The 26308-nt window shown below is 60.1% G+C and carries 19 protein-coding genes; 6 read left to right on the top strand and 13 right to left on the bottom strand.

The genetic code is table 11. The features are described 5' to 3' along the window. Positions 1-143: 143 nt before the first annotated feature. The 8 genes from HNQ81_RS07565 to HNQ81_RS07530 all read right to left on the bottom strand — a co-directional run bounded on the left by HNQ81_RS07565 (position 144) and on the right by HNQ81_RS07530 (position 9077). On the bottom strand, positions 144-695 hold the full coding sequence (locus HNQ81_RS07565; RefSeq protein ID WP_183349910.1) for a PepSY-associated TM helix domain-containing protein: 552 nt from the start codon (positions 693-695) through the stop codon (positions 144-146). Between the two features lie 7 nt (positions 696-702). Further along, positions 703-1164 (bottom strand): DUF4920 domain-containing protein, encoded by a 462-nt coding sequence (locus HNQ81_RS07560; protein WP_183349908.1) that lies wholly within the window; start codon positions 1162-1164, stop codon positions 703-705. Positions 1165-1904: 740 nt separating this feature from the next. Then, entirely contained in the window at positions 1905-3737 is a 1833-nt protein-coding gene (locus HNQ81_RS07555; RefSeq protein WP_183349906.1) for a hypothetical protein, read from the bottom strand. 180 nt (positions 3738-3917) lie between these two features. After that, positions 3918-4886 (bottom strand): hypothetical protein, encoded by a 969-nt coding sequence (locus tag HNQ81_RS07550; protein WP_183349904.1) that lies wholly within the window; start codon positions 4884-4886, stop codon positions 3918-3920. 400 nt (positions 4887-5286) lie between these two features. Continuing rightward, positions 5287-5955, bottom strand: coding sequence for a hypothetical protein (locus HNQ81_RS07545; protein WP_240191833.1), 669 nt, complete (start codon positions 5953-5955; stop codon positions 5287-5289). Between the two features lie 4 nt (positions 5956-5959). Next, positions 5960-6502 (bottom strand): hypothetical protein, encoded by a 543-nt coding sequence (locus HNQ81_RS07540; protein WP_183349900.1) that lies wholly within the window; start codon positions 6500-6502, stop codon positions 5960-5962. Positions 6503-6768: 266 nt separating this feature from the next. Further along, positions 6769-7566 (bottom strand): ABC transporter ATP-binding protein, encoded by a 798-nt coding sequence (locus tag HNQ81_RS07535; protein WP_183349898.1) that lies wholly within the window; start codon positions 7564-7566, stop codon positions 6769-6771. Beyond that, on the bottom strand, positions 7563-9077 hold the full coding sequence (locus tag HNQ81_RS07530; protein WP_183349896.1) for a transglutaminase-like domain-containing protein: 1515 nt from the start codon (positions 9075-9077) through the stop codon (positions 7563-7565). Before HNQ81_RS07530 ends, HNQ81_RS07535 begins: the two co-directional genes overlap by 4 nt. A 249-nt stretch (positions 9078-9326) precedes the next feature. Here HNQ81_RS07530 and HNQ81_RS07525 point away from each other — a divergent pair, with 249 nt between their 5' ends. The 4 genes from HNQ81_RS07525 (at position 9327) to HNQ81_RS07510 (ending at position 16067) form a co-directional block, all read left to right on the top strand. Continuing rightward, a complete protein-coding gene (locus HNQ81_RS07525) occupies positions 9327-9929 on the top strand; it encodes a Maf family protein (RefSeq protein ID WP_183349894.1) in 603 nt (200 codons plus the stop codon). A 307-nt stretch (positions 9930-10236) separates the two neighbouring features. Then, positions 10237-13611, top strand: coding sequence for a cyclic nucleotide-binding domain-containing protein (locus HNQ81_RS07520; RefSeq protein WP_183349892.1), 3375 nt, complete (start codon positions 10237-10239; stop codon positions 13609-13611). A gap of 126 nt (positions 13612-13737) precedes the next feature. Next, positions 13738-15468, top strand: a complete 1731-nt coding sequence (locus HNQ81_RS07515) for a DnaB-like helicase C-terminal domain-containing protein (RefSeq protein ID WP_240191832.1) — start codon at positions 13738-13740, stop codon at positions 15466-15468. Positions 15469-15656: 188 nt separating this feature from the next. Beyond that, positions 15657-16067, top strand: coding sequence for a hypothetical protein (locus tag HNQ81_RS07510; RefSeq protein ID WP_183349890.1), 411 nt, complete (start codon positions 15657-15659; stop codon positions 16065-16067). A gap of 117 nt (positions 16068-16184) precedes the next feature. Here HNQ81_RS07510 and trmFO read toward each other — a convergent pair whose 3' ends face one another. The 3 genes from trmFO to mutL form a co-directional block, all read right to left on the bottom strand. Next, the gene (gene trmFO, locus HNQ81_RS07505; protein ID WP_183349888.1) at positions 16185-17513 is read right to left on the bottom strand and encodes a methylenetetrahydrofolate--tRNA-(uracil(54)-C(5))-methyltransferase (FADH(2)-oxidizing) TrmFO; all 1329 of its coding nucleotides are present in this window, start codon (positions 17511-17513) and stop codon (positions 16185-16187) included. 78 nt (positions 17514-17591) lie between these two features. After that, complete coding sequence (locus tag HNQ81_RS07500) at positions 17592-18182, bottom strand: 3D domain-containing protein (protein WP_240191831.1); 591 nt, start codon at positions 18180-18182, stop codon at positions 17592-17594. Next, complete coding sequence (gene mutL / locus HNQ81_RS07495) at positions 18164-20065, bottom strand: DNA mismatch repair endonuclease MutL (protein WP_183349886.1); 1902 nt, start codon at positions 20063-20065, stop codon at positions 18164-18166. Before mutL ends, HNQ81_RS07500 begins: the two co-directional genes overlap by 19 nt. A gap of 100 nt (positions 20066-20165) precedes the next feature. Between mutL and HNQ81_RS07490 the strand changes: the two genes are divergently transcribed. Then, the gene (locus HNQ81_RS07490; RefSeq protein WP_183349884.1) at positions 20166-22055 is read left to right on the top strand and encodes a PBP1A family penicillin-binding protein; all 1890 of its coding nucleotides are present in this window, start codon (positions 20166-20168) and stop codon (positions 22053-22055) included. Positions 22056-22086: 31 nt separating this feature from the next. On the opposite strand, the gene HNQ81_RS07485 is transcribed toward HNQ81_RS07490, so the two are convergent. Continuing rightward, entirely contained in the window at positions 22087-23127 is a 1041-nt protein-coding gene (locus HNQ81_RS07485; RefSeq protein WP_183349882.1) for a TOBE domain-containing protein, read from the bottom strand. Positions 23128-23381: 254 nt separating this feature from the next. On the opposite strand from HNQ81_RS07485, the gene HNQ81_RS07480 reads away from it, so the two are divergent. After that, positions 23382-23894: a methylated-DNA--[protein]-cysteine S-methyltransferase gene (locus HNQ81_RS07480; protein WP_183349880.1), complete on the top strand. Its 513-nt coding sequence runs from the start codon at positions 23382-23384 to the stop codon at positions 23892-23894. Positions 23895-23948: 54 nt separating this feature from the next. Here HNQ81_RS07480 and HNQ81_RS07475 read toward each other — a convergent pair whose 3' ends face one another. Continuing rightward, positions 23949-26252 (bottom strand): FAD-dependent oxidoreductase, encoded by a 2304-nt coding sequence (locus tag HNQ81_RS07475; RefSeq protein ID WP_221270838.1) that lies wholly within the window; start codon positions 26250-26252, stop codon positions 23949-23951. Positions 26253-26308: the final 56 nt, after the last annotated feature.

The raw sequence follows: 26308 nt of genomic DNA, 5'->3' as shown, positions 1-26308 counted from the left end.
GCAATGTTCATAGTGAAGCTCCTCCATGATAAAAGGTGGTCCCACTATGACAGCTCAGTGCAGGGAAAAACAGATGCGGTTATTTTGACGGATACGGAAAAGGGGAAGAGTGAATCACATTTCACCCCTGGGGTGAGGGTATCTCATGACATGATCAGCAGGTAGAGGAAGGGAATGAGGAATCCGGTCCCGGTAAGGATAATACCCCGCCATCGTGTCGCACGTCGGATCATCAGCATGCCGGTTACCGCCACGATCAGGAGGGCGATTGCATAGATGTCGGCCAGCCAGGTCCACAGGCCCTTTGCTTTGTTGAGATGGAGGTAGTTCATTTCAAAAAGCAGAGGGCGACGCGTGACCTTCTCCTGTAGTACCTTGCCGGAGCCTAGATCGACATCGATGGTATTGCCTTCCACAAAGATCCGTATTGTCTGTGGCGACAGCATTGCCACATTTTTCAACCCGGCTGTTTCTCCCAATTCCCGCAGGACCTGTGCCACGTAAGCCGATGATGGCTCGTTTCCTTGCGGCAGTGGGGATACTTCAGCCGTCGTTTTTTCGATGGTGTAACTGGGATTGAAACCATGTGAGGTGTGATTGACCACCACCCCGCTGATGGCGTAGATGATGGTCAGCCCGATGCAGATATAACCAATGTCCCGGTGCAGGACATGGTTGATTCGTCGCCAGCCCATATCGATGCTATTGGATTACAGCGCCAAGGCCCTTCAGGCGGACAAGGCGTACTGGTCCGGTTATGGTTGCTGGATCGAAGGTTCCGCCTGATTCCATTGCTTGGTGCTTTGCCATTTCAACCGCCTCTTCCCTGGAGAGGTTCAGTTCCTCGGCGATCCCTTCCACCTTGGCGTTTCTTCCTTTGGCTTCCATCGGGAAAACGATCTCACCATCGACCACCTTGACCTGAATTTTCTCGAAAGGCATATCACTGGCAATATCCAGCCAACATCCCCGTGCTGCGCAGACGTTGATGACCATACCTTCGATGAGGATCCGCTTGCCTTTGTATTTTTCGGGATTCTTGTTGATCTCGGACACTTTAGTAACTTCGGTGAGGGTCAACGGCTCACCGAGCTTGATTTCCTCGGCTGTGGCTAAATTTGCAGCAGAGAACACGAGCAATAACATAATCCATAATCTTTTCATAATAGTTGACCTCGTCAGGTTGAATTTAAAAAAATTACCCATACAACATCTGTGGTCAGGGAATGATATTCATTATCAGAACTTTGACAATGCTGTTTTACCGATCAATTCACATTTTTTCTGAGCCAAGGATTTGGACAACACCTTGGCCAACTTCAAGACCGTTTGGGCCAATTCGTCCCCCCCGTCGGACACCAACGGCCCCGACCTGCTGTCAGAAGATAGTCAGGCTCATATCCGTAACCTCAGTGGAAATCAACCAGGAGGGAGCAGTGGTGTCGGATCTGCTCGAAGAGCTTAGCGGTTAGGCTCATGCCTTAAATGAAGAAACCTCGATTTTTGAGCTGCTAGACGCTGGCAGAGACACCGCTATACTGATACTGTCGGTTTACTATGGTCTGCCGGATATGGAGAAGATAGAGCGATATTTCGCGATCCTGGATGAATTCAGGGCGTGGGAGGATCCGCCGGATCATGTTGGCAAAAAACGAGGTCAGGATTTTCATTTGAGGACGATCATTGGATATCTTCGGTAGTTGCAAGTTAACCCTGATAGGAGATGAGGACTCCTGTAGTTCGTATATACAGTAGGAAGGTAACGTTTAAGCAATTTGTAAATTTCTTGAGATTTCGAGCGGCAATTTCAATCGCTGCACAGTCGCCCTGAACGCTCAAGTTCAGCCGCAGCCGCGCCGCAGGGGCGAAGCCCCGAAGGCGTGAATGTCGGCTGGAACCTGTTGTTAGCCTTGTCCCTCGGTGAGAACGCGGCCCCAAGCTGAGGCAATCCGCCGCAAAAGAGCGTTATGTATCAATATGGATTGCTCTGATTTTATCCAAGCTATCCAGTGCTCGATAACTCTGTTCTTATAGCCGGAGCCGCGCCCCCATTCAGCAGCCATCGAATGCCAGATCGATACGAACGTCTTTACCTGCTCGATCCAATGCTCCATTGCTATAACACCCACGTAAACCGAGAAGGAATCGAACTGAGCAACACACTCGCTTTCCAGCGCGTCAATCTGGTTAGAAAACTCTGGGTACTTGCCGCGCAATAGGGCAAAACTATTCTTAATTTCCAATATTTCAGTTCCGCAGAACTTGACGGCGCTCGACCTTGCGCGTTGATTGATAGCCTCGTAGACGTTTAGGTTGTACCAAGAACCCTTTCGATCGATGCTCGCCGCGAGAGTCCGATGGTGTGTTGCGGAAAAGACACTCTTGATGTACTCACCAAAATGACTCCAGTCAGGTGATCTAGCATCTGCGTTTGCACGCCAATCGACCATCAGGGCATGGATGTCATGTTCAAAGGCCTCGGCCTTGCTCCCTTCGGCAGAAAGCAGTTCCTGTGATGCGGAAAGAAGCGTGACCAGCTCTCTCGATTTGCTGGTTATGTAGGCAGACCGCCGTGACTCTAATGCCTCCCATATCTCAGATTCTGCATCGATCCTGCTATCAAATGTGATGACATTCGGACTGATCTTGTATTCATGCGCGATCTTGTTTGAAACCTGTTCTTCCCTAATGCTTCGACCAATGCTTTTCCTATCTTCGAGGTCCGTAATATCGCTGTCGATGTCTGCAATCTTATCTGACTCGTTTTTGTCCAAAATTAGTAAGGTTACGTCACGAGCAACACGGCTACCCAGCCCCAGTTCGACCCCCAGTTCATAAAACGACCTGCAATCCGCATCCGGGGCATCCACGAACGAGGAGCAAATTACTGGAAATACTCCCTCTGTATCCAGCGCCCTTCGAATATCCTCCCGATGGATATAAGAATCGATGCCGCGTGTGTCGACAATGCTCCAGACGCTACCCCCTTGCATTAAGGGAAACGGTCCTCGGATTATTATACGTGCGGGAATTGAAACTGTTTTGTTCTTTCCATCGTTAATCCGGGCAAAAATTTCTTTGAGCCAGACCTGCCATCTTTTTGATTCCTCTGGGTTTGGCCAAAACTCGGTTTCTGTCCTGCTCTCGAGCGATAGGCAAGAGAACATAAGTTCATTCACTTCCTCTACAGATTTACAGTTCTTTGAGAATTCTAGTGCCTTATCACTTGAGCGCCACTTGCCGTCTTCTTTCTTTTTCTCAATTGTGAGACCGAGCATATTCCGTATGCATCGGGTGAGTTCTTCACTCAGAAGATTGCCGCCCTCGTCTTCATCGGCAATGGTCCTGTGGGCCTTCGCCCATATGAAGTCGGCAAAGTTACTTACTATTCGCTGAACTTCCTCGTTCGGCATCGGCTCAACTTTGATGGAGTACCGAGGTGCATACTCGATCGCTACCTCACACACCGTGGTTCGGCCGGCCCCTGTCTTCAGGACCTCCACCTGCTCATTGTCGGGGCCGTCATACTGTAGGTCGGCGACCTTGCATATTGCGGATGTTTTACCGACGCCGATCTTGCCGATAAAGGCCGCACCAAAGTGCTTCTGATCTAATGCATCGAGAAGTTTAGTTATTCCGTTCCTATTCTCGATCAGACGTGCAGCCACGTCCTGATTGAGCGGGGCTTCCAGGTAACGATCTATCTCGGCCAATAAAGGTTCCGCCTGTTCTCTCATATTTCACGCTCCTATTTGAAATTACTCAAAAGGCTAATCGCGGTGCTGACAAGCGCCGTAGGCGACGCGAGCAAGCTACACTTGGTTGTGTTGTTCAAGCGGTGTCTGGCTGCGGCCCAACATCGCATCAGGAATCATCAAAATCTCTCCCCACGGTCCGATTGAACGTATCGTTGGGCGTCATGTGCGAGTGAATATGTTGATTAACTTGAGGTTATCTGGCTCCCACTTGTTGCTGCCGATGTTGCGCTCAAAGTGCTTGAGACACTCAGCTCTTTGCTCTTCGGACAAGGAATCGAAGTGGTCCGGCGATAGAACGAAGTTCTCGCAGCGCTTCAATATCAGGTACGACAATTGCTCCAAGATGGGGCCGCTGTTGAAGAATCGTTTGAACGATCTCGAAAAGTCGCGAGCATGCTCGGCAAGAAACGATGCCAAAAGAATCGTCGAGCCATTGAACGGGAACACGTTCAGCGTCGCATATGCAAGGGAATCCGTGACACTGCTGTAGCGACCAGTAGAGAGCAATGCGTTCACCGCAACGGAAGGCCCGACACCCAAGTCTCTCTGATAGTGCTCCACCGCATCCCAAGTTTTTGCGAGGTATGCTGAATCGTAACGCTGCTTATGTTCGTGAGTCATGTAGGCCAGAGAAATGTGTTCAACCGCTAACATCCCAGGCTCGCACGGTTCACTCGGGAACAAGCCGTTTGCGACACCTGCCTGATAGCCAGCTTGGGTGTCCCGTGCCGACTTCGCCGTAGCGTGCGCCTCCTTCAAAACCGCTCGATACGATAGGAGGAAACGATGCTCTGGATTCGTCAAATCAAGAGTGCTCTTCTCGATCGGACGAAAGATCTCAGCATCATGCTTGGCACAGAGACCGTGAAACGTCGTTACGACGTTCCTACCGACTTTTTCAAAAGCCATGCAAGGACCGTTCGCGAAACTTAGGTTCAATCTTGGCGCAACAACGTGCCCACTTCGTTGAAGTAGCTCAAGCGTCATCGCGTTCTGAACCGAGTGCGCACGAATTGCCTCCTCCTCGCAGATCGCCCCCGGCGAAAGGCACATGGAATGCGGCGCCTTCATCGTTCTCATTGCGGCTCCAAAGGTGCGCTTTCGGATTTGCGACAGTTCGGAACTCATGACGCCCACCATGTTATTCTAAGGACGGAATCCGTCCTGCTATTGCACAGTTTTGTGATATTATCGATAAAAGCAAAATCCTTACCAGAATCAATCAAATCCTCAAGAGAGCTTAAAAGTTCAATGGGCTTTTTGCTTCTTTCACCGTTTTTATAATCGCTGCTAGTTTGAACAATTATGTTGGTCGTTTTCAGATGATAATACAAGAATATCTCGATTAGTCGTTAGGTATTTTCCCAAGCTTCCTGAAATTGTGACTTTCAGGAGAAAATAACCATGGAGAAAAACAATGTATTTCCATATGTTGGCATTAAAGATTCACAATGGCAAGGTAAATTACTTAATAATAACTGCATGTTAAACATATTCCTGATATGCATTATTCATGAACGCTTGCTCTTTACAATTCAGCTATTTGCTCTATGCGTGAGAGAATGGTCGGGACCCTGGATTGACTCGCCCCATCCGGCGGAAGATGGCCTGAGAGGGCCTCGCGAAATCGATGGCTTTCTAAAAGCTCCCGGAAGCCCTCGACCAAGTGCCGCCGCAGCGTGATTCGAGCCTGACCAATCTCTCCCACCACTTCAGGCCTTCCGTCCAATACCGCCACTATATCCTCCATGTCGTGACTCATCAGATAATCACCTTCGCCACGGTTTCTGAAGGCTGCCAGCTTGCACGCCAGAAAATAAGGTCCCGTGATCATGTGGATGCGTTTCCCTGATGGCAGAGTCTGGAGCGTTGCCGTCTCGAAGGCTTCTCGATACCATACGCTCCCGAAACCGAGCAGCTGTGGATTAGTCGGCATGACGTCGAGGAGAAGGCTACCCGCTTTCCAGCGGCAAATCGGGGCATCCCCACTTGTATCTTCTTGGAAACCACCTGCTCGCAACCGTTCAGCCAACTGATAATATTCCGTCATGGTCGCTACTTCGGTGATGACATCCACATCTTGTGTGGTACGGATCGGCGGGGCGGCCATATCTGTGAGCAGTAGACCGGTAGCGCAACCACCCAGGAAAACCAGTTGGTCGATCAATTCGTCAAGGAGTTCGGCTGCTGCTTCCAAGATCTCAAGGTTGGGGTTTGTTATCCGATGCATACTGCTCCAACCGCATTCTCAATTTTTTAGTGGCGATTTCTCTCTCTCTGGCTCGGCCGCTGCGAACCGCGTCCACCAAGGTTAGTAGCTCGTAGAGATTTTTATCGGCGCGCGCTGCCTGGGGTGCCAGCTTATGTAATGGCCGAAAGGCAATTCCACGTATCTCGCCGTCCGGATCAGGCCAGACCGGGGGAGGCTCCGCAGCGGTGCTGACCAATAATTCCGCAAGCGGAGGGGCCGCGTAGGCGGTCGGCATCCCCCTGGTCATCTCTCCCTGCTCAGCCCAAAAGACATATTTAAGGCCATGGATGAGAAATTCCTCGAGATTTCTGAAATTAGGCGCGATCTTCTCACTCTGGCGTACTGCCAGCTTTGCGGCCAAGGCGCGCTTGACCGCCGAATGGATCTGGGAAGAGCTCATTCCCAGTTCCACAGCCAAAATTGTATACGACCATGGCCGTGATCCCATCACAACCAGCTTAAGCAGAACGAAAATATCCTGTGGCTTCAACATGAATCATTCTCCATTCTAGATTCTAGAATGGAGAATAGCATGGTCGAGATAAAATGCAATTTGAATTTACCTCTTTTTGATTTTGTTTTCTTTCCATGAAATAGAGACTGCAATCGGCAATTGTAAACCGGGAAAGAAAGTCGGATCCTTACATCATCCCTGAATATCTTTTATAGATTGTTCAAGAAAACAAAGCCGTTGATTGTCATGTTATCACCAAATCCGGCTCCGTATGAAGTGGCAGGTATATGTACATACCTCTCCGTTTACCTCAGGTTCCGATCGCCGGCATCCTGCCGCAGGGCGGCGATGATGCCCTGCAGCTCGTAGGCCCCGGTCAGTTCGAGGAAGACCTCCTCGAGATTCTTCTTTCCCGCTGCCGCCTGTGCCCGCAGCTCGGCGATGCTGCCGGTGGTGGTGAGGCGGCCGTGCTGGATGATGCCGATCCGGTCGCACAGCTCCTCGGCGATCTCCATCGAATGGGTGGAGAGAAAGATTGCCGTGCCCCGGGCCGCCAGGGATTTGAAGAGCTCCTTGACGATCCGGGCGCTTTTCGGGTCGAGCCCGACCATCGGTTCGTCGACGATGATCAGCGGCTGGTCGAGCATGAAGATCGAGGTCATGATCAGCTTCTGGCGCATGCCGTGGGAATAGCCCTCGATCAGGTGGTGGCGCCAGTCGCCGAGGTCGAACAGCTCGAGGTAGCGGCCGGCCGCGGTCAGGACCTTTTCGGGGGCGTGATGCCGGTAAAGGCTGGCGATGAAGCGCAGGTATTCGTCGCCGGTCAGTTTTTCGTAGAGGAAGGGGCGGTCGGGGATGTAGCCGGTGAGACGTTTACCCTCGAGGGGGGCGCCGGCGAGATCGTGGCCGCAGATCGTCACCGTCCCGGCCGATGGCCGCAGCAGGCCGGCCAGCATCTTGATGGTCGTGGTCTTGCCGGCGCCGTTGGGGCCGAGGAAACCGTAGATTTCGCCGGCCGCCACCGTCAGGCTGACAGTGTCGACGGCGGTGAAGCTGCCGAAGTTCTTGCTGAGGTGATGAAGGTCGAGCACGGTGGCGGTCATCGCTGATTGCGTCCTTGGTGGTCCTGAGTCGCCGGGGAAGCGGCGGCGGGCGGCAGGGGTTCGATTGACAGCTGACCGAGCAGGGCGCCGATGCGGATCTGGTCCCTGAACTCGCCCTCGACGAACTTGATGTGGCCGAGATCGGCCGGCAGCTGGTTGGTGGTGGTGTCGACCGTGATCCACTGCCCGTCGAGGCAGACCTCGTTCCAGGCGTGATAGTAGAAGGCGTCCTTCAGGAACGTCACTCCGGCGGCGATCCGGCAGGGGATGCCGGCGGTGCGGGCCAGGGCGGCGAAGAGCACGGCATGTTCGTTGCAATCGCCGATGCGGCTGGCGAGGATCGTCAGGGCGTCGGGCAGGCCGAGCACCGGCCGTTTTTCCAGGTTGTCGTGGACCCAGGCGGCGATCGCCCGGAGGGCCTCGAGCCTCGATGTCTTGCCGGCGGTGATCCGTTCTGTCAGCTCCGTAAGCTTTGGATGACCGGTCTGCACCATCCGGGTGGCGGCCAGGTCGGCGGGATCGGCGGTGCAGGCTGGAGATGCGCCCGGGACCTGCGGCAGCGACTCGCGGTCGATTGTCAGGATGCCGTCCGCGTAGCGCTGGCGGCCGGAATGCAGGACAAAGCCGCCGTCGTCGGGGAAATGAAGGCGGTAGCGGATCTGCTCAAGGTCGTCGAGCGGCGGCATGTCGCCGATCAATCCGGCCGCCACCGCCGCCAGCAGGTCCGGGATCTCCCCGCTTTGAGCCAGGGCCTTGAATTTCGGTTCCTTGAGGAAGACGAAGCCGGCCGGCGATTCCTCCTTCAGGACGTCGCCGCGGTCGTCGAGCCAGGAACTTATCCGGGCCCCGGCGACAGTTTCGATGAAATGGTGGAGATTCTGCACCCGCCCGTGGATCAGCACCTTGTCCCGGCCCCGGTACTCGATCACCGAGTCCTTGCCGGCCAGCGATAGCGGGTCGAACCAGGGGATGCGGACCTTCTCCCCGACCTTGATGCCCTGGTTCAGCAGGTACTCGCGACGCGAAGTGGAGAGCATCGGCGGCGCCGGCAGTTCAATCCGTTCCCTGATCGTCGAACCGCCGGTCGCAAGGGTGAAGCTGACGCTGTTGCCGGAGGATCTGCCGTCGGCCTGCATCCGGTAGAACGGGGAGCGGAAGGAGAAAGTGAAGTCCTGCAGCCGGCTGTCGACGGTCATGACCGCCTTGAGGTGGAGGTTGATCGGTTGCTTGCCGCCGGCGACGTTGAGAATCATCGCCGCCTTCTGATCCAGAGTGATGCGGCCGTCGTCGCGGGGCTCGAAGGTCGTGGCGACGTAGCCGATCTTGCGGTCGTGAAAATAGATTCCCTGGTATTCTTCCCGTTCGGCTCGGACGATCGCCGACGATTCTTCCGGGTCAAGGGTGGTGATGAAGAAATCGCGTTGCACCAGCAGACCGAAGAGGATCAGCCAGAGAAGGAAGATCGTGATTTTGATGAATGGGCCCGGGAACCGGAACGCGCTCTGTTTCATTCGCCCACTATAGCAATTCGCTTCCCGGTTGTGAATGGCTGATGGCGATGATATCGGTCAGTGCGATCTGTCTGCGGCGGTTGCCGACGGACCTTCGCCGCCCTGCGGCCGGCCGGCGAAGGTCCGGGTGCAGATTCGCCTTTCCCTTCAGCAGGTTTCAGTTTAAAGATGTAGGCCTGCCGGTTCTCCCGTCCCCGTCGTTGAAGCCGGAATCTGCATGCATCGGGTATCTTTAAAAAAAGGTCTGCCATGTTCGTCTCCCTCAAACCGTTGGTCCTGGCCTCGAATTCGCCGCGGCGCCGGGCCTATTTCGAGGATCTCGGGCTTCATTTCACGGTGTGGTCCGCCGACGTCGATGAACAGCTGAGGGCCGGTGAAGACCCTGAGCACCTGGTCCTGCGGCTGGCCCGGGACAAGGCCCTGGCAGTTTGCCGTCTTTTCCCGGCGAGCTGGATTGTCGCCGCCGATACCGTCGTCTGTGTCGACGGCGAGGTCCTGGGCAAGCCGCGGGACGCCGAGGAGGCGGTCGCCATGCTGCTGGCGCTCGCCGGTCGGGAGCACACGGTCCGGACCGGGTTCTGCGTGACCTGCGCGGCTGAAGGGATTCTGGTGCGGCGCTCGGTGGTCTCCTCGGTCTGGTTTTCAGACTTCGGCGAGGACGTGGCCCGGGCCTATGCGGCAACCGGGGAACCACTCGACAAGGCCGGCGCCTATGGCATCCAGGGAAAAGGGGCCTTCCTTGTTCAGCGGATCTCGGGTTCGTATTCGAACATCGTCGGCCTGCCGCTCTGCGAAGTACTCCGGGAACTGCGGCGTTACAAGGTTGTCGCTCCGCGCCATCGGGCCGGGTGATCGCCGTCGCCGGCCGGCAAGTGAAACTGACTGCTTGCATTGCTTGACTTTCATGGTTGAGCTGTGTAATCAATTGAAGGGCATATTCCCAGATTGATTGTGGAAAATCGATGCAGTCGCCGTTGTGGCAGGGAGTTGCCAATGGAGCGTGCCGCAGGATATTTGCTTGCGACGAGCATCCCGGGACCGCATAGATCTGCAGCCATTCTGTTCCGGAATGGGGGCCGGCAACAGAAGATGTTCACCGTCAACAGGCTGTCGACGTGGTGACGCAGGTCGGCAGCATTCTTTCTCAGGAACCGGAACCATGAAAGAACCTGACAAGCAGCGTGAGGCGCTCGAGACCCTTAAGGCCTTCAACAACGCCATTATGACCGTTCGCCTGTATCCGCCCCACGCCCCCCAGATCAACAATGCGGTCGAACGCGGGTACAAGGCGCTGAAGCAGTTTGTCCGTCAGCATGGCGACCTTGTGATCAGTGTGCAGGAAAAAAAGCCGGTGCTCTGTGGTGAGCCCATCCCCGACCCGGTGCTGCAGACAATCACCAATCTGGTGGTCTACCGTCATCTCGAGGTCATCGGGGTTGATTTTCTGGTCTTGAAATCAAAAATCGACCGCCATGTCTTCAGCCAGATCCTTTCCATGTTCACCTCGAGCGTTGACAAGATCAAGAGGGAGGGCGGAGGGCGCGAATTTGCCCGCACCCTCAAGCTGGACGAGTATTTCCCCGAGGAGTACCGGTTTGCCGAGGAGGTCGAAGAGGCTGAGGTGGACAGGACCCTGATCGCCTCCGCCCGCCAGGATTATATGGACTGTCTCCTCGGGAGGGAGCAGGGGCGACCTGTCATCGATGACCTGAGGGCCGAGCTGGGCAATCCCCAACAGGCGGCGGCGACGGTGGCCGCCGCGGTCGCCACGCTGGTCCTCGATCTTCGCCGGCACAGGAAGTTTGCCGTTACCGCCGCTTTTACGAAGATGCTGGAAACTGCCGGAGGCCTGATTGACAAGAACAATGAACAGGCGACGGCAGTCCAGGCCGCCGATCTGCTTTGTCATGGGCTCGATGACACGTCTCTGGCGCTGGTCATGGTCCAGTCGTTTCCCCAGGGATTCGGGGCCATGCTCTTCGAGGCCCTGCTGGGCCGGATCGATACCGAACTTTTCGGCAAGATCATCGACCGTCTGCGGCGGCAGGAATCGACTCTGCGCCGGGCCGGGGATAAAGATCGGGGGGGGAGAGGGTTGCTCGCAGCGACACTGGGAAGGCTTCTCGATACCGGCAAAGGACGGCACTTTCTGGGTCTCGAGAAGGCGAAAAAAATTATGGAGGCCGGTGAGCGGGAACGGCAGGCAAAACGGATCGGCACCGGTCTGCAGGCCCTGCTCAAGGGCGATCTTCGTGGATTGCAGAACGATGAGCTGGTCATGGGCATTCCTCCCGCCATCCAGCAGTGGATCGGGGACGGAAAGGATCAACAGGCCGTTGCCCTGCTTACCCTCCTGAACCAGCAATTCCGGGAGGGAGACGATGCGATGCAGGCCAGACTGATCCAGAGTCTCGCCATCGTCGGCGACACCCTCGTCGCCGAAAAACGCTGGGATTTGCTGGCGAAAATCATCGAAGCCGTGCTGCTGTGGTTTCGAAGGTCGGATACGGCCGATTTCGTTTACGAAAAAATCGCCGCTCTCCTTCACGCCTTCATGGAGCAGGCCTGGAGAAGAGGGAACATCACCGCCGGCGACCGGATTCTCGAGACCTTCTTCCAGATTCGCGCCGGCATCATAGAGAAATCTCCGGCCGTGCAGGTTCTCGTCGGGCGGATACAGGACCGGGAAATCGATCGCTCGGCCCTGCCGGAACAATTGCAGGAATACCTGGACGACCCGTTCAATGAACAACGCGGTCGCCGGTTGAGCATGCAGGGGGCGGTGGTCGGCCGCTTTCTGGTTCATGCCCTGCTGGATTCCGACAAAACCGACGATCGGCTCAGGATCTTCAATCTCCTGACCTCTACCGGGAAAATACTGCTCCCGATCCTTCGCGAGCTGCTTCCGGAGCCGATGCCCTGGCACGGCAAGCGCAACCTGATCAAACTGCTGGCCGGAACCGGCGAAGAACAGGATGTCGATCTTGTCACCCCCTACCTTTTCCATGAGGATCTGCGGGTTCAGCGTGAGGCCTTTGACTGTCTGTACCGGATCAGCGGCGACCGGAAAAAAGAGGTGCTGCTGCGGGTGGCCTCGGAAGCCGGCGAACTGCTGCGGCCGGATGCGGTCAAGGCACTGATCTTCTTCTGCGACGAGGAGGTCGCGGCGGTTCTCGGCGAACTTCTCAGTGAACATGAACATTTTTCCGATACTATCCGGGATGCGCTCCTGACCGATGTGTGCAAGGTTCTCGGTCGCTGTCCCTATTCGCCGGCAGTCATGGCCCTGCAGGGATTTCTGCAGCTCAAGGGCAAACGGGCCGGCAGAAAGATCGGTCCGGCTGTCTGGGCTGCGGCTGAAGAGGCCAGTGCGCAGCTCGAGGCGGCACAACGGGAAGAGGAAAAACGTCAGCTCCGGGAAGCACGGCTCAGGATGCATCGATCCAGGCAGGATGGGCGGAGCGGCGATCATGCCCCGTCGGGGTCACATGACATCACCGGTCTTCCGGAAGAGCGGGCGGTGCGCACGGTTCTCGCCCAGGGGCAGAAAGAAACGGCGCGGAGGATGATGCTCGACCTCGTCTTCAGGACCGCCCGGATGGGCAATTTCGGTCAGGCGGAGCGGTTGCGCGAGTGGCTGATTGAAACCGATCCGACGGCCCTTGGTGACATCGTCAAGTCGGCGGAGATCATTGAAGAGGAAAAAAAGGCCGCCGTCGACCGAGGGCATCTCGATGTCTGGAAAAATCTCTACCAGATACTGACTCCGGAAGAATTCAGCACCCTGTATCACTGCCTCGAGCACAGGCGTTTTGACGACGACGAGATTATCGTCAGCCAGGGAACGCATCAGACCGCGCTGTTTTTCATCAATTCCGGCAAGGTGAAGATTTTTTTCCGTGATGGCGACAGCGATATCGAGGTCAAGACCATGGTCAGCGGTGAGATACTCGGGGCCGGGGTATTCTTCGATGCCTCGGTGTGGACCGTCTCTGCCGTCAGTGTCGGCCAAGCCGATATTTCAATCCTGACCTTGAGAGATCTTCTGCGCTGGCATGAGGAATATCCGGCGCTGAAATCGAAATTGAACGATTTTTGTCATAAGTTTGAAGATATCGATCGGTTTTTCCGGCTTTCCGACAAGGATCGCCGCAAGGACCGGCGCATCAGCGTTTCCGGTCGGATCAGCATCGATTTTCTTGATCTGCTGGGAAATAGTACCGGCCAGCAGGTCAACGGTGAACTGTTCGACATCTCGGCCGGCGGCGTCTCCTTCTTCCTGCGCCTCTCGCGGAAAGAGCTGTCCCGATCGCTGATCGGCACCAGCATCAGGATCGTCTTGCCCGCAAGGGAGATCGGCGACGCCGTCGCCTCCTGCCAGGGGGTGGTTCTGGCGGTAAAGGGGTATCGCCTTCTCGACAATGAATATTCGGTGCACGTTAAATTCGACGAGCCGATATCCGACGACCGGATGCAGCTGTTTATCCGCCAATCCCGGGACGGCGAAGGGGCAGGGCGTCCAACCTCCACCTGAGAGATCGGGATAAGATCGCCGCTGAGTCCGGGCGCTTGCCAATCGTGATAGCAATATATTGAAATTATGTCTCATTCCTCTGACATGACGACAGAGTTCTACCTTCGGCATCTGCCGGCAGGGCGGATGGAGAAGGCCACTCTGGTGGCGGAATGCCCGTTTTGCCGGGACCGGGGCTTCGATCCTGCCGGCCGGCTGACCGTGTTCCTCAACCAGGATGGGCCCTTCCATGGCTATTTCCGCTGTCACAATCGCTGCGTGCCGGGTGGATTTCCGCTGTGGTTTGCCCGTCTCGCGGCTATCGAGCCGGCCGAGGCGCCGGGGTTTGATCCGGAGCGGGAATATCTCCACCAGGGCGCCGAATTCCCGGTCGTCAACATCAACACCGAGATCAAGCAGTACCATGACCGCCTGACCGATGACCTGGTCCGGGATTTTTCGGCCGCCGGGGTCGGCCCCCAGGTGCTTGACGAGCTGCAGATCGGCTACAACGGTCGCTACATCGTCTACCCGTACTTCCAGACCGACGGCAACTGCTATGCCGCCCGCTGCGTTTTCCCTGACCGGCCGCAGGACTATTTCTGGCACGGCGACGAGCGGTTCGCCGTCGAGGAATACCAGATCTTCAATATCGTTGATCTCCTCTCCTGCGAGAATGGCGCTCTCTTTCTCTGTGAGGGGGAAAACAATCTTCTGCCGCTGAAGCAGCTCGGTTTCCCCGGGATCGCCGTGCCGTACAATCTCAACTTCGAACGCCTCGACTCCGAACTCTTCGCCCATCTCCGCACCCTGTTCATCATCATGGTGAATTCGGGCGAATCGGAGACGGCGGCCAGGGCCCTGGCCGCCCGTGTCGGCTACAAAGTGCGCCTGTTGCAATGGCCGGCCGGACTGCCGCGCGGCTACAGCGTGTGGCAGATGGCCCGTGATCGTGGCAGCGGTTTCAGGGCGGCGATCGCGGCGATGATCCAGTCCGCCAAGACCTTTTCCCCCTTTCCCGCCCCCCAGTTTGAACACCAGCGCTTTCTCCGGCGACTGGCATCGGAGCAGGGATCTGCCTATGCGGCGCTGCAGTCGGGGTTTTGTCGGCTCGATGCGGCCATCGGCGGCATCCACGGCATCAACGTTGTTGGCGGCGCCCCCAAGGTCGGCAAATCGATGTTCATGATCCAGATTGCCACCGAGATGGCGCTGCGGGGGATTCCGGTGCTCTACTACGATTTTGAGAACGGCCGGCAGAAGATCTACCAGCGGACTCTCAGCCGCCTGAGCCGGATGGACGCTTCGATGATGCGCCGGCAGCAGTGGACCGGGCCCGAGCGGGAGCGGTACGACGAGGCCTGTCGCCGGATGCGCCGGATGATGACGACCTTGCGGGTGGTCAACGACCGGAAGCTGACCCCCGAACTGATGCGCCGGCATATCGATTTTCTGCGCCACGAATCATCCAGTGAATACACGGTGGTCGTCGTCGACAGTCTGCACAAGCTGCCGTTCAAGGACCTGAGCGAGCGCCGGACCGGGATCGATGCCTGGCTGCGCCAGCTCGAGGCCATCCGCGACGAACTGCAGGTTTCCTTTCTCGTTATTTCCGAACTCACCCGTGGCGGCGACGGCTCATATCGGGAAGAACCGCACCTCGGGGTCTTCAAGGGCTCGGGCGATATCGAGTACAGCGCCGACAATGCGATGGTGCTGTATCCCGGCGACGTGCACCAGGATCCGGCGGCGGCAGGGGAAAGGAGCAACACCCTGTGGCTGGTGGCCAGCCGCGAGCACAGTCCGGGTCCGGTCGCCTCCTATGCCCTCGATTACCCGTACTGGGGATTCGTCGAGGAAGGGGGGAGCTGTGACTGACGCGGCCTGTCGCCGGTTTCCCGTCTGGTTCCGGGAAGGTATCGAACAGTGGGTATTGTTGTGCTATCCCGGCAACTTCGGCTGCCGGACAGCGATTCTTTTCAATTGACCACGACTATAAAATAGAGAAAGATGATCCTGTGCGGTTTAGAGACTGGCCTTTATATGAACTGACAATGGAGCCTCAAATGAACAAGACACGAATCTCGCTGTTGCTGTTGGCCGTGTGCGGCGTCTTTTTCGCCTCTGCCGCCGGAGCCGCCGACTGTAGCGGCGGCTGGCAGGTGCTGCCCAATTACAACCCCTCCTCCGGTGGCCCCTGTGCCGCTCTCGGACTGGATACCCACAGGGGGGTGTGCCTGCCCGGGCAGCGGTATGAAACCCTCTGCGACGATGCCTCGGGCGGGAGATACCGCACCTGCCAGGGCCCGAGACAGTGTTATGACGACCGGCGCCGGGGCGGCGGCGACTTCTTCGGTGGTGACCGTGGCAGACGCCGTGGTGATGATGACTGCCGGGGCTGGGATTACAACTATGACCAGCCCTGCCCGCCCGGCTACATCAACCGTGACTGCCGGGGCGGCTGCGAGCCTTACTGATCGCACGGTCCTTGACCGCTGCCGCCGGATCGGATTCTTTCTCCGGCCGGCGCCGCCACCTCAACCCGTCTGCCGGTGCGGCCGCAGACGGGTTTCGTGTCTGTTCTTCCCCCCGCTTCAGCCGTTTTTTCCGAGATCCTGCCGCCATCGATGCAGGGCGGCGACAGCCGTTTCCGCCCGCAATTGTCCCCGCAGTCGCTTCGGGGTTTTTTTCTCCCAGGCCGGAAACAGGCCGAAATTGACGTTTGACGGTTGAAAATGCCGGGGATCGCTCCTGGTCAGGTGGCTGATCAGAGCGCCGAGGGCGGTCTGCGGCGGCGGTGGCGGGGTCGTCGCCCCGGTGGCCAGGCGTGCCGCGTTGATCCCGGCCACCAGACCCATGGCGGCCGATTCGACGTAGCCTTCGACCCCGGCAAGCTGGCCGGCGAACAGCAGGTCGGGGCGGGCCTTGAGCTGCAGGGTCGGCTGCAGCAGCAGCGGGGCGCAGATGAAGGTGTTGCGGTGGATCGACCCCAGGCGGGCGAATTCGGCCCGCTCCATACCGGGGATGAGGTGGAAGATCCGCTGCTGTTCCCGATAGGTCAGCTTGGTCTGGAATCCGACCATGTTGCAGGTCGTGCCTTCCCGGTTCTCCTGGCGCAGCTGGACGACGGCATAGGGCTCACGCCCCGTCCGCGGGTCCGGAAGACCGACCGGTTTCATCGGCCCGAAGCGCAGGGTGTCCTCGCCCCGGGCACAGAGGACCTCGATCGGCAGGCAGCCCTCGAAGTATTTCGGTTCCTCGAACGGATGCAGCGGCACGTACTCGGCCCGGGCCAGCTCATCGATGAAGTGCCGGTACTGGTCCCGGTCCATCGGGCAGTTGAGGTAATCGCCGGGCCCGTCGTCATAGCGGGATTTCCGGTAGACGACATCATGATCAAGGCTCTCGGCAATGACGATCGGGGCAATGGCATCATAGAAGGAGAGCCGCTCCTCCCCGGTGACGGCGGCGATCGCCGAGCTCAGCGCTTCGGAGGTCAGCGGGCCGGTGGCGACGATCGTCGGTCCCTGCTCCGGGGAGGGCAATTCCTTTACCTCCCGGCGCTGGATCGTGATCAGCGGGTGCCCCTCCATCGTTTCGGTGATGTAGCCGGCGAAGCGCTCGCGATCGACCGCCAGCGCCCGCCCGGCAGGGACTTCGGTAGCGGCGGCCGCCCGCAGAACCAGGGAGTCGAGCAGGCGCATCTCCTGCTTCAGCAGACCGACGGCCGATCCGATATCACTGGCCCGCAGCGAATTGCTGCAGACCAGCTCCGCCAGCAGCGGGGAACTGTGGGCCGGACTGAAGCGCTGCGGCTTCATCTCGTAGAGGGTGACGCGGCAGCCGCGGAGAGTGGCCTGCCAGGCGGCCTCGCAGCCGGCGAGACCGCCGCCGATGATCGTGATGGAGCATTTACTCGTCATGATGATGTCGCCCTCGGATGCACGTGGGGAAGGTGGGGAGTGATACAGGGAATGCCACTGGAGCTGGTCCGGTCATCATCAGGGATATTGAATCTGGACCGGCACCTTGCGGCGGCCCCAGTGGAGGGCATCCCGGTGGGAGTCAAAGTAGAGATCGATGCGATCCGGCCCCTTGATGGCGCCGCCGCGGTCCTCCACCCGTCCCCAGCCGTATCCGGGCACATACATCCGGGTGCCGAACGGGTAATGGCGGGTATCGGCGGCGATGGTGCCATCTCCCGGCAGCAGGTACCAGGGAAAGAGGACCGTGCGGATCGGAATCATCCACGGCCGTTGCAGGCTGTCCAGCGAAAACAGCCCCTCCTGGGGTTCCTCGGGCCAGGCGCCGCTGGCGGTCCTGCCGCTGTACGGCCGGCCGGCGGCGGCGCCGCGGTTGACGTATTTGTTCCAGAAATCGAGGTAGAGCCACTCCGGGCTGCCGCGCTCCCAACTGCAGCAGGCACCGCAACCGCAGTAGGCGGTGGTCTCCATCATCCGTCCGACCTGGGTCTTGGCGCAGCCGTTGAGCAGTATGGCAAGCGACAGAAGGAGCAGGAGCACGAGGGGGGTGGAACTGCGGCGGACGATCGCCCGCCTCCGGTCGTCGATTTTTATGCCCGGTGAAACCATTTTCGTATCTCCGTTCGGCTGATGGTCTTCCACACCGGCCGCCCGTGGGGGCAGTGGCTGAAGAGGTCGGCCCGGGCCATCCGCTCGAGCAGCGCCTCGATTTCTTCGATTGACAGTCTCGCCCCGGCCTTGACGGCTGCCCGGCAGGCCATCGTCGCGAGAATCCGATCGATCCGGTTCTCCCTCTCGCTCTGGCCGCTCTCGCTGCCGAACTGTTCGAGCATATCGAGCAGCAGCTCCTGCGGCGGGCATTGACCGGCCAGCGCCGGCACCCCGGAAATGACGTAGGCGTTGCCGCCGAAGTGCCGCAGAGCGAAGCCCATCCGCTGCAGCTCGGGAAGGTGCTGTTCGACCAGACGGGCCTGGAACAGCGACAGCTCGATCGTCAGCGGGAAGAGCAGGTTCTGGCTGGCGATCCGGTCGCCGCTGTACTGGCGGCGCAGATCTTCAAACAGCAGGCGCTCGTGGGCGGCGTGCTGGTCGATCAGGACCAGGCCTTCGTCGTTCTGGCAGAGGATATAGAGGTCGTCGAGCTGACCGATGACCTGCATCCCGTGATGCTGCCGGTCCGGGACGGCGAGGGAGGTCTGGCGTGGCGACCGGGCGCCGAGGTCCGGAGCTGCTACCGGTTCAGGTTCAGCGGCGGCGAGCCCTCCTCCGGCAACACTGGCCGGACGGTATGTTCCGGGCGCCGGCAGCGGCGGCGCCGGTCGGTCTGCCTGGTCGGAGCCGGCGGCGGTCCGGGCCCGGGGGAGAGGTCGGGGCGGATCGTCCTTCTCGAGCGGGGCGGCAGCGAGGGAGGGGGGAGCCGCGACGGAGCGGCTGTCGAGAGGGATCGGGGTGGTCCGGCGGGCCTGGGCGGGGCCGAAGATCCGTCCCTGGACCTCTTGCTGGTAATGGCCCATCGCCCTGGCCACCGCCTCACTGATGAGGAGATGGATATCGCGGCTGTGGCGGAAACGGACTTCATGCTTCGCCGGGTGGACGTTGACATCGACCTCGGCGGCGGCGACGATGAGGTGGATCATTCCGGCCGGGTTCCGGCCCTTCATCAGAAAACCACGCAGCCCTTCGATGACGGCATGGGTCATCATCCGGTCCCGGACAGCACGGCCGTTGACGAACAGACGCAGCCTGGCGGCGGCCGGCAGGGTGGCCTCCGGCAGGGCGAGATAGCCGAAGACCCGTGGCGGCGGCGTTCCGGCGTCGGGATCGCCGACACCGAGCAACGGTACGGCGGCGGGCATCAGCCGGGCCAGTCGCTGCTGCAGGGACAGTGTCCGGTCGAGATGCAGGATCTCCCTGCCGTCGACCCTGAGGACGATGGTGGTCTCGGGCGAACCGAGGGCGTAATTCTTCACCACCTCCTCGATATGGGCCTGTTCGGTGCGGACGGTGCGCAGGAACTTGCGGCGGGCCGGGGTATTGCCGAACAGATGCGCCACCTCGAACCGGGTGCCCTGGGCGGCCCCGATCGCGTGGATCTTGACCAGTTTGCCGTAGGCGACGACCGCCTCGGTGCCGAGATCCGCTCCGGCGGGCCGCGAGGTGATCGTCATATGCGAGACCGAACCGATCGAGGGAAGCGCCTCGCCACGGAAACCGAGGGTGGCGATCGCCGCGAGGTCACGGTCTTCCCTGATCTTCGAGGTCCCGTGGCGTTCGAGGCAGAGCAGGACGTCGTCCTCGTCCATGCCCTCGCCGTTGTCGATGACCCTGATCAGCCGGATGCCGCCGCCCTCGATCTCGATTTCGATCCGGGTGGCGCCGGCGTCTAGACTGTTTTCGAGAAGTTCCTTGACCACCGAGGCCGGCCGTTCGATGACCTCGCCGGCGGCAATCTGGTTTGCCAGGTGTTCGGGTAGGATATGGATTTTGGCCATGCGGGGATTGCTTTCCTGTTGCGTCGAGGGTGGTGCGTGTTACATTGGAACGAGGCGATAGAACCATCAAGGAAGGAATTCTACCATCACTCTCCTGTCAGTGTCACCCGAAAAACCCAGCACGGAAGATCCCCGGTCGCCGCCTTCCGGAAAACGGCGACAGAGGATCTGTCGTTCCCGCCACATTGTCGTTGTTCTCGCCGTTGTCACTCTGATCCTCACCGCCGCCTGCGGGGCGCCACTCGTCGCCCTCATCGCGTTGCGCCTCCCCGACCTGAGCTCCGTCGCCCACTATCAACCGCCGCAGACCAGTCTGATCTATGACCGCCATGGCAACATGATCGCCAGGATCTTTGAGGAGAACCGGATCGTCATTCCCCTCGCGGCGATGCCGGACCTGCTGGTGAAGGCCTTTATCGCCGCCGAGGACAACCGCTTTTTCGACCACCAGGGTCTCGACTTTTTTTCGGTGTTCCGGGCGGTCGTGGTCAATCTCCGGCGGGGAGAGAGGGGGCAGGGCGGGTCGACGATCACCCAGCAGGTCGCCCGGTCGCTGCTGCTGACCCCGGAAAAGACCTATGTACGAAAATTCAAGGAGGCGATCCTCGCCTGGCGGATCGACACCCTGCTGTCGAAGGAGGAGATCCTCTACATCTATCTCAACCAGATCTATCTCGGGGCCGGCGCCTACGGCGTCGAGGCCGCCTCCCAGGCCTATTTCCGCAAGCGGGCGGCGGACCTGTCGCTGGCCGAAATGGCCGTCCTCGCCGGCCTTCCCCAGGCCCCGAGCCGCTATACCCCCTTGGGTTTTCCGAAACGGGCCGTGGCCCGTCAGCTCTATGTCCTCAACCGGATGGCCGCCGCCGGCTACATCACCCCGCAGCAGGCCCGGGAGGCCTATTCGAGCCCGATCACCTATCATAATCCGGCAGCGGCCGATGAGCTTGAAGAGAACGGCTACTTTATCGAAGCGGTCAAGAAGAAGGTGGCCCGGCAGGTGAAGATGCCGCTGACCCGGGCCGGCCTGCGCATCTATACGACCCTCGACCCCGGGATGCAGCACGAGGCGACGGTGGCGGTGAAGGACGGGGTCCGCGAGATCCATGCGCGGATGGTGAAGGGCAACGGAGCGAAAACACCGTCGCCGCAGGCGGCGCTGGCGAGCATCGAAATCTCGTCGGCGAAGGTCAGGGCCCTGGTGGGGGGGACGGACTTTTCCACCTCCCCCTTTGACCGGGCCACCCAGGCGAAACGGCAGGCCGGTTCGTCGTTCAAGCCGCTGGTCTACGCGACGGCCCTGGCGATAGGCTGGGAACCGGAATCGTCTATCGATGACAGCCCCTTCTCGCTGACCGGCAGCAACGGGGTGCGCTGGCAGCCGAAGAATTTCGGCGGCAAATACCACGGGACGGTGACTCTGGCCGAGGCCCTGGCCCACTCCTACAACAGCGCCGCGGTCCGGCTGCTCCAGGCGGTGGGGGTAAAGAGGGTCCACGATCTGGCGCGAGCGACAGGGATTGCCTCCTCCCTGCCGCCGGACCTGTCGCTGGCCCTGGGGTCGGCCGATCTTACCCTGCTCGAGCTGACCGCCGCCTATATGCCCTATGCCCGCCAGGGGCGGTTTTCGCCGCCCTCGCTGATCGAACGGATTGAGATGCCGGACGGCACGGTGCTGCCGGGAGACGGCGGCGAGATCCGGCAGGTGCTGGCGGTCGCCAACGCCTACAAGATGCGGAGGATGCTGGAAGGGGTGGTCCGGGGGGGCACCGGTCGGCGGGTGGCGGTCCTGGGAGGATCGATCGGCGGCAAGACCGGCACCTCGAACGACAACCGTGACGCCTGGTTCATCGGCTTCAACGAACGACTGCTGACCGGGGTCTGGGTCGGCTACGATCACAATCAGAGCCTTGGCGACGGCGAGACGGGCGGCCGTACGGCGGCGCCGATCTGGCTGGCGTACACCCGGTCGCTGCCCCAGTCATTCTGGTAACGGCGGCGGAATCCCAGGGGGTTGCGGCCCGTCAGTCGACATGGAGGATGACGGCATAACAGCTGAAGATCGCCCAGACCCGGTCACCCTCCTGCAGACCGAGGAGTGCGCTGCCGCCGCTGCCGACGATGGCGCAGAGCTCGGTCCCGTCCTCAAGGCGCAGGCTGAATTCGGAGTTGATCGTCCCGGTGCTGATCCGTTCGATCAGGCCGCAGAACCGGTTCTCCGCCGTACATCGCGGTTCCTCCCTGGAGAGGACGACCCATGGGGCCTTGACCTCGGCCCTGACCAGGCGGCCGATCGCCAGATCGAGCTGCTGCAGGCTGCCATGGGTGATGATCGACTGGATCGTCATGCCGCTGACCGTGGCGATTTCGATGATCGCCTGGATGTCGCCCTTGCGGATGGCGCCGATCTTGCCGAAAAAGACGTTGCAGGCGCTGGTCTTGCGCGAAAATTCGCGCTCGACGTGATAGCGGGTGACCTGCGCCAGCTCCTCCTCGGAAAAGGAGACATAGCTGCTGGTCAGGGTGGGATTTGAATGGCCGAGGAAGGCCTGGACCGCCGGCAGCGGCATTCTGTCGAGGAGCAGTTCGACCGCCCGGGCCTTGCGGATCATTTCCGGACCGCCCTGGCGGGGAGGAAGGCCTATCGCCTTCGTCCGTTCATAGAATTTGCGGCGGACGAAGCCGGGGTCGATAGCCAGCGAGTTGTTGAGCGCCTGGCGTAACGGGGGGTCGGCCAGCAGCGCGGCAATCGTGTCGGACATGCTCTCGGGGATCCGCACTTCACGACTAGTCGCCTTTTCCCCTGCATTGCCACCGGAGAAGCGGATGATATGCCGAGTTGGGTCGAAGTCTTTGTAGGGATTGAGATTCAGGACCTCGTTGAGTTTGGCGCCGGTGTAGCGGATGAGCAGGAAGATGAGATAGATGCGCTGCCGGGAGAGCCGCACTTCGCGGCGGGTCGAGGTCTCGAACCAGGTACGGAAATCGTCCTCGAGCCGCTGCAACTGGAGGGTGTCGAGGCAGGTTCTGTCATTATCCTGTGTGGATGGAGCTGTCGCGGCCATAGAACCGGGAGGTCGTCAATTTTATCTGGACGGGCAGGGGAAATGACCGGCTTGAGGCTGATCTGCCTGGGTTCGGGTCACCCCTACCTCTACCATAACCAGGCGGAATTCACAAATAGAGAGCAACGCACCGTTCCACTGCGGCACCGAATCTCTCCGGTTCGCTATCGATCCGGCGGGAAGGCGATCCCGATTCGACCCTGCCGGCGGCGACCGCGTCGGATCGAAACGTTCTCAAGGCACAAGGAGACATCATGCATCCCGATATTGATCAACAGGACATCCTCTGCCGCACGATATCTTCACCGATCGGCGACCTGGTCCTCTATGCCGACGCCGACCATCTCTTCGCCATCGACAGTATCAGCGGCGATCACCGGATACGCCCGGGTCGGCACGATGAAAACCGGGTCCTGATCGAGGCCGAACGCCAGCTGCGGGCCTATTTCGCCGGCCGGCTGCAGGTCTTCGACCTGCCGCTGCTGCCGGCCGGCACCGACTTTCAGCTGGCGGTGTGGCAGGCCATGCGGGGTATTGCCTATGGCGCGGTCCTGACCTACGGCGAACTGGCCGCCCTCGTCGGCGGCCGCAACAAGGCCAGGGCAGTGGGCCAGGCGGCCAACCGCAATCCGCTGCTGATCGTCATCCCCTGTCATCGGGTGATCGGCAGTGACGGGCGGCTGGTCGGATTCGGTGCCGGGATCGCCATCAAGGACCTGCTGCTCCGCCATGAACGGGGCGAGAAGGTGTGGCCCCCGGCCCCCTGATTCCGCTTCGCCCCCTTCGGGCCTGGGTTCACGGCAACAATCCCGGTGTGGCGGCTAGAAGGCGTTCATCGTCCAGATGCCGCAGGGGCAGGTGTCGGCGCAGAAGCCGCAGGCGATGCATTTGTTGTCGTCGGAGACATACTCGAAGGTCTTTTGCCGCGCCAGCAGCCGGTCGCTGCCGCCCGGTTCGATCTCCCGCCGGCTGATCGCCCCGGTCGGGCAGATGGTCTCGCACAGGTGGCAATCGCGACAGGAGGCGCAGGACAGGCAGCGGTCGGCCTGGTCGCTTTCGGTCGGTCCCGAGTCACCGGGAAAATAATGGGTGATCGTCAGCGCCTTGTGGGGGATCAGCGGTTTGGTGAACGGCTGCCACTTTTCGCCCTTGATGTCGGCGATGATGTATTCGGCGGCGGTCTTGCCGGCGCCGAGGGCGTTGGTCGCCAGGCCCGGCTTCTCGACATCGCCGACCGCCAGGATCCGGGCATTCGAGGTGACATGGGCCTGATCGGTGGTGATCCATGCGGCGCCGCCGACGGACATGGTCTCGATCGTCTCGGGCAGGAAGGGCAGGGCCGGGACATCGCCGATCGAGATGATGGTCGTCTGGGCCGGGATCAGCTCGCCGGAGTCGGTGACCACGCCGATGGGGGTCACCTCCTTGGTCACCACCGGCCAGCGGAAGACGGCGCCGTGGGCCTCCGCCGCCTCCTTCTCCTTGCCGAAGGCCAGCGGTTTCTGGATATCGATCAGGGTCACCTTCTCCGCCCCGAGCCGGTAGGCCTCGCAGGCGACATCGCAGCCGACGTTGCCGGCGCCGATGACCACCACCTCCCGGCCGACGGCCATCGGTGTCTCGCTCTTGGCCTTCTTCAGGAAGTCGAGGGCGGTGATCACCCGCTCATGGCCGGGGAACGGGATCCGCCGCGGCTCGTGGGCGCCGACCGCGATCACCACGTAATCGTAGTCCCGCTCCAGGCCGGCGAACTGTTCCTTGTCCATGTCGACGTTGAGGTGAACCTTGATGTTCGGCATCGCCAGGAAGCGCTTTATCTCGACGTCCCAGATCGCCTGCGACAACCGCTCCCAGGGGATGACCTGGGCCAGCTTGCCGCCGATCCGGCCGTCCTTTTCGAAGATGTGGGCCTCGACCCCGGCCAGGGCCAGCTGCCAGGCGACATTCATCCCGGCCGGGCCGCCGCCGATGACCGCGACCTTCTTGCCCAGCGATTCGGCCGGCGTGGGGGCGGGGAAATTGCCGACCGCCCGGCCGAGGATCTGGATCTCGATCGGGCCGTCGACCCCGCGCCGGGAACAGTTCTCCATGCACAGGTTCGGACAGACGGCGCCGCAGACCGAGGCCGGCAGCGGGGTGTAGCGCAGCAGCATCTCGTAGGCCTCGTCTATCCGGCCTTCCCGGATCAGGCGGAGACGCTCGACCGTCGGGATATGGATCGGACAGTAGAAGGTGCACGGGGCCGCGGCCTCGCTGTTGGCCCAGTAGGGTTGCCTGCGTCGCAGGTCGCCGGTGACGATCGTCTCGATGACGCTGCGATCCAGTCCCGGGGCGAGATCGCGCAGGGGGTCGCCGCCACCGAAGGCCTTGTTCCAGAACTGGTTGCGGAATTCCGCCATCGGCATCGGTCCCGAGAACATCAGGGCCCGTTCCTGGGGGGTGACGGTGGCGAGGATGCGCCATTCGTCGCGCCGGGTGAGGGTTGAGAAGAGATCGGCCCTCCCGATTTTGCCGAGGTAGACCGGCATGTTCTCGACCAGCCACTGCCACTGCTGATCGTTCGGCTGGTCGAGGCGGGCATTGGTTCTGGGGTAGGAGTCGTCGATGGGCCCCCGGAAATAGATGAGGCCGCCGACCATCCCGACACAGGGGCGGTAGCCGAGGATGTTGTCGGGGTTCTTGGGGTTGACGCCGCAGACGACGGCGATGCCGCCGCAGTTGAATTCGGCGAACGAGTCGCCGGTCGAACCGAGGACCCAGAGCTGCGGTTTGTCGTATTCCGGGTTCCACTTGGTCATCGTCAGACCGCGGGAACCGATCGACCCGCCGATGTAGACTTTGCCGTTGGCCATGGCGTTGCAGGCGCCGTTGGTGGCATCGCCGAGGACGGTGATCTCGGCGCCGATATTGAGGTAGCCGACGTCGTCGGAGGTCGGCCCCTTGCAGAGGATGGTGGTTCCCGGCATCCCCATGCAGCCGAGGCGCTGTCCGGAAGGGCCGTTGACCTGGAGATGGAGACCGCCCTCACGCTGCAACCTGATGCCGATATTGTGCTGACCGTAGGATTCGAGGAGGAGGGAAGACGAGGTGACGGCGGCCTCACGCACCATCCGTTCGAATTCCATCGACCTGATCCGATGCCCCTGATCGTCTCGACCTTTTACAACCGTTGTTGTCACTG

Source organism: Desulfoprunum benzoelyticum (assembly GCF_014201505.1).
GTDB classification, from domain to species: domain Bacteria; phylum Desulfobacterota; class Desulfobulbia; order Desulfobulbales; family Desulfocapsaceae; genus Desulfoprunum; species Desulfoprunum benzoelyticum.
The sequence above is the reverse complement of the archived record's forward strand: the minus strand, read 5'-3'. Positions and strand labels throughout refer to the sequence as shown.

Coding starts and splice junctions, on each gene's coding strand:
- mutL (WP_183349886.1), bottom strand. CDS start 20,065: ATGGCCAAAATCCATATCCTACCCGAACACCTGGCAAACCAGATTGCC.
- HNQ81_RS07475 (WP_221270838.1), bottom strand. CDS start 26,252: ATGGAATTCGAACGGATGGTGCGTGAGGCCGCCGTCACCTCGTCTTCC.
- HNQ81_RS07560 (WP_183349908.1), bottom strand. CDS start 1,164: ATGAAAAGATTATGGATTATGTTATTGCTCGTGTTCTCTGCTGCAAAT.
- HNQ81_RS07535 (WP_183349898.1), bottom strand. CDS start 7,566: ATGACCGCCACCGTGCTCGACCTTCATCACCTCAGCAAGAACTTCGGC.
- HNQ81_RS07485 (WP_183349882.1), bottom strand. CDS start 23,127: ATGGCCGCGACAGCTCCATCCACACAGGATAATGACAGAACCTGCCTC.
- HNQ81_RS07530 (WP_183349896.1), bottom strand. CDS start 9,077: ATGAAACAGAGCGCGTTCCGGTTCCCGGGCCCATTCATCAAAATCACG.
- HNQ81_RS07525 (WP_183349894.1), top strand. CDS start 9,327: ATGTTCGTCTCCCTCAAACCGTTGGTCCTGGCCTCGAATTCGCCGCGG.
- HNQ81_RS07520 (WP_183349892.1), top strand. CDS start 10,237: ATGAAAGAACCTGACAAGCAGCGTGAGGCGCTCGAGACCCTTAAGGCC.
- HNQ81_RS07550 (WP_183349904.1), bottom strand. CDS start 4,886: ATGAGTTCCGAACTGTCGCAAATCCGAAAGCGCACCTTTGGAGCCGCA.
- HNQ81_RS07540 (WP_183349900.1), bottom strand. CDS start 6,502: ATGTTGAAGCCACAGGATATTTTCGTTCTGCTTAAGCTGGTTGTGATG.
- HNQ81_RS07565 (WP_183349910.1), bottom strand. CDS start 695: ATGGGCTGGCGACGAATCAACCATGTCCTGCACCGGGACATTGGTTAT.
- HNQ81_RS07515 (WP_240191832.1), top strand. CDS start 13,738: ATGGAGAAGGCCACTCTGGTGGCGGAATGCCCGTTTTGCCGGGACCGG.
- HNQ81_RS07510 (WP_183349890.1), top strand. CDS start 15,657: ATGAACAAGACACGAATCTCGCTGTTGCTGTTGGCCGTGTGCGGCGTC.
- trmFO (WP_183349888.1), bottom strand. CDS start 17,513: ATGACGAGTAAATGCTCCATCACGATCATCGGCGGCGGTCTCGCCGGC.
- HNQ81_RS07500 (WP_240191831.1), bottom strand. CDS start 18,182: ATGGTTTCACCGGGCATAAAAATCGACGACCGGAGGCGGGCGATCGTC.
- HNQ81_RS07555 (WP_183349906.1), bottom strand. CDS start 3,737: ATGAGAGAACAGGCGGAACCTTTATTGGCCGAGATAGATCGTTACCTG.
- HNQ81_RS07480 (WP_183349880.1), top strand. CDS start 23,382: ATGCATCCCGATATTGATCAACAGGACATCCTCTGCCGCACGATATCT.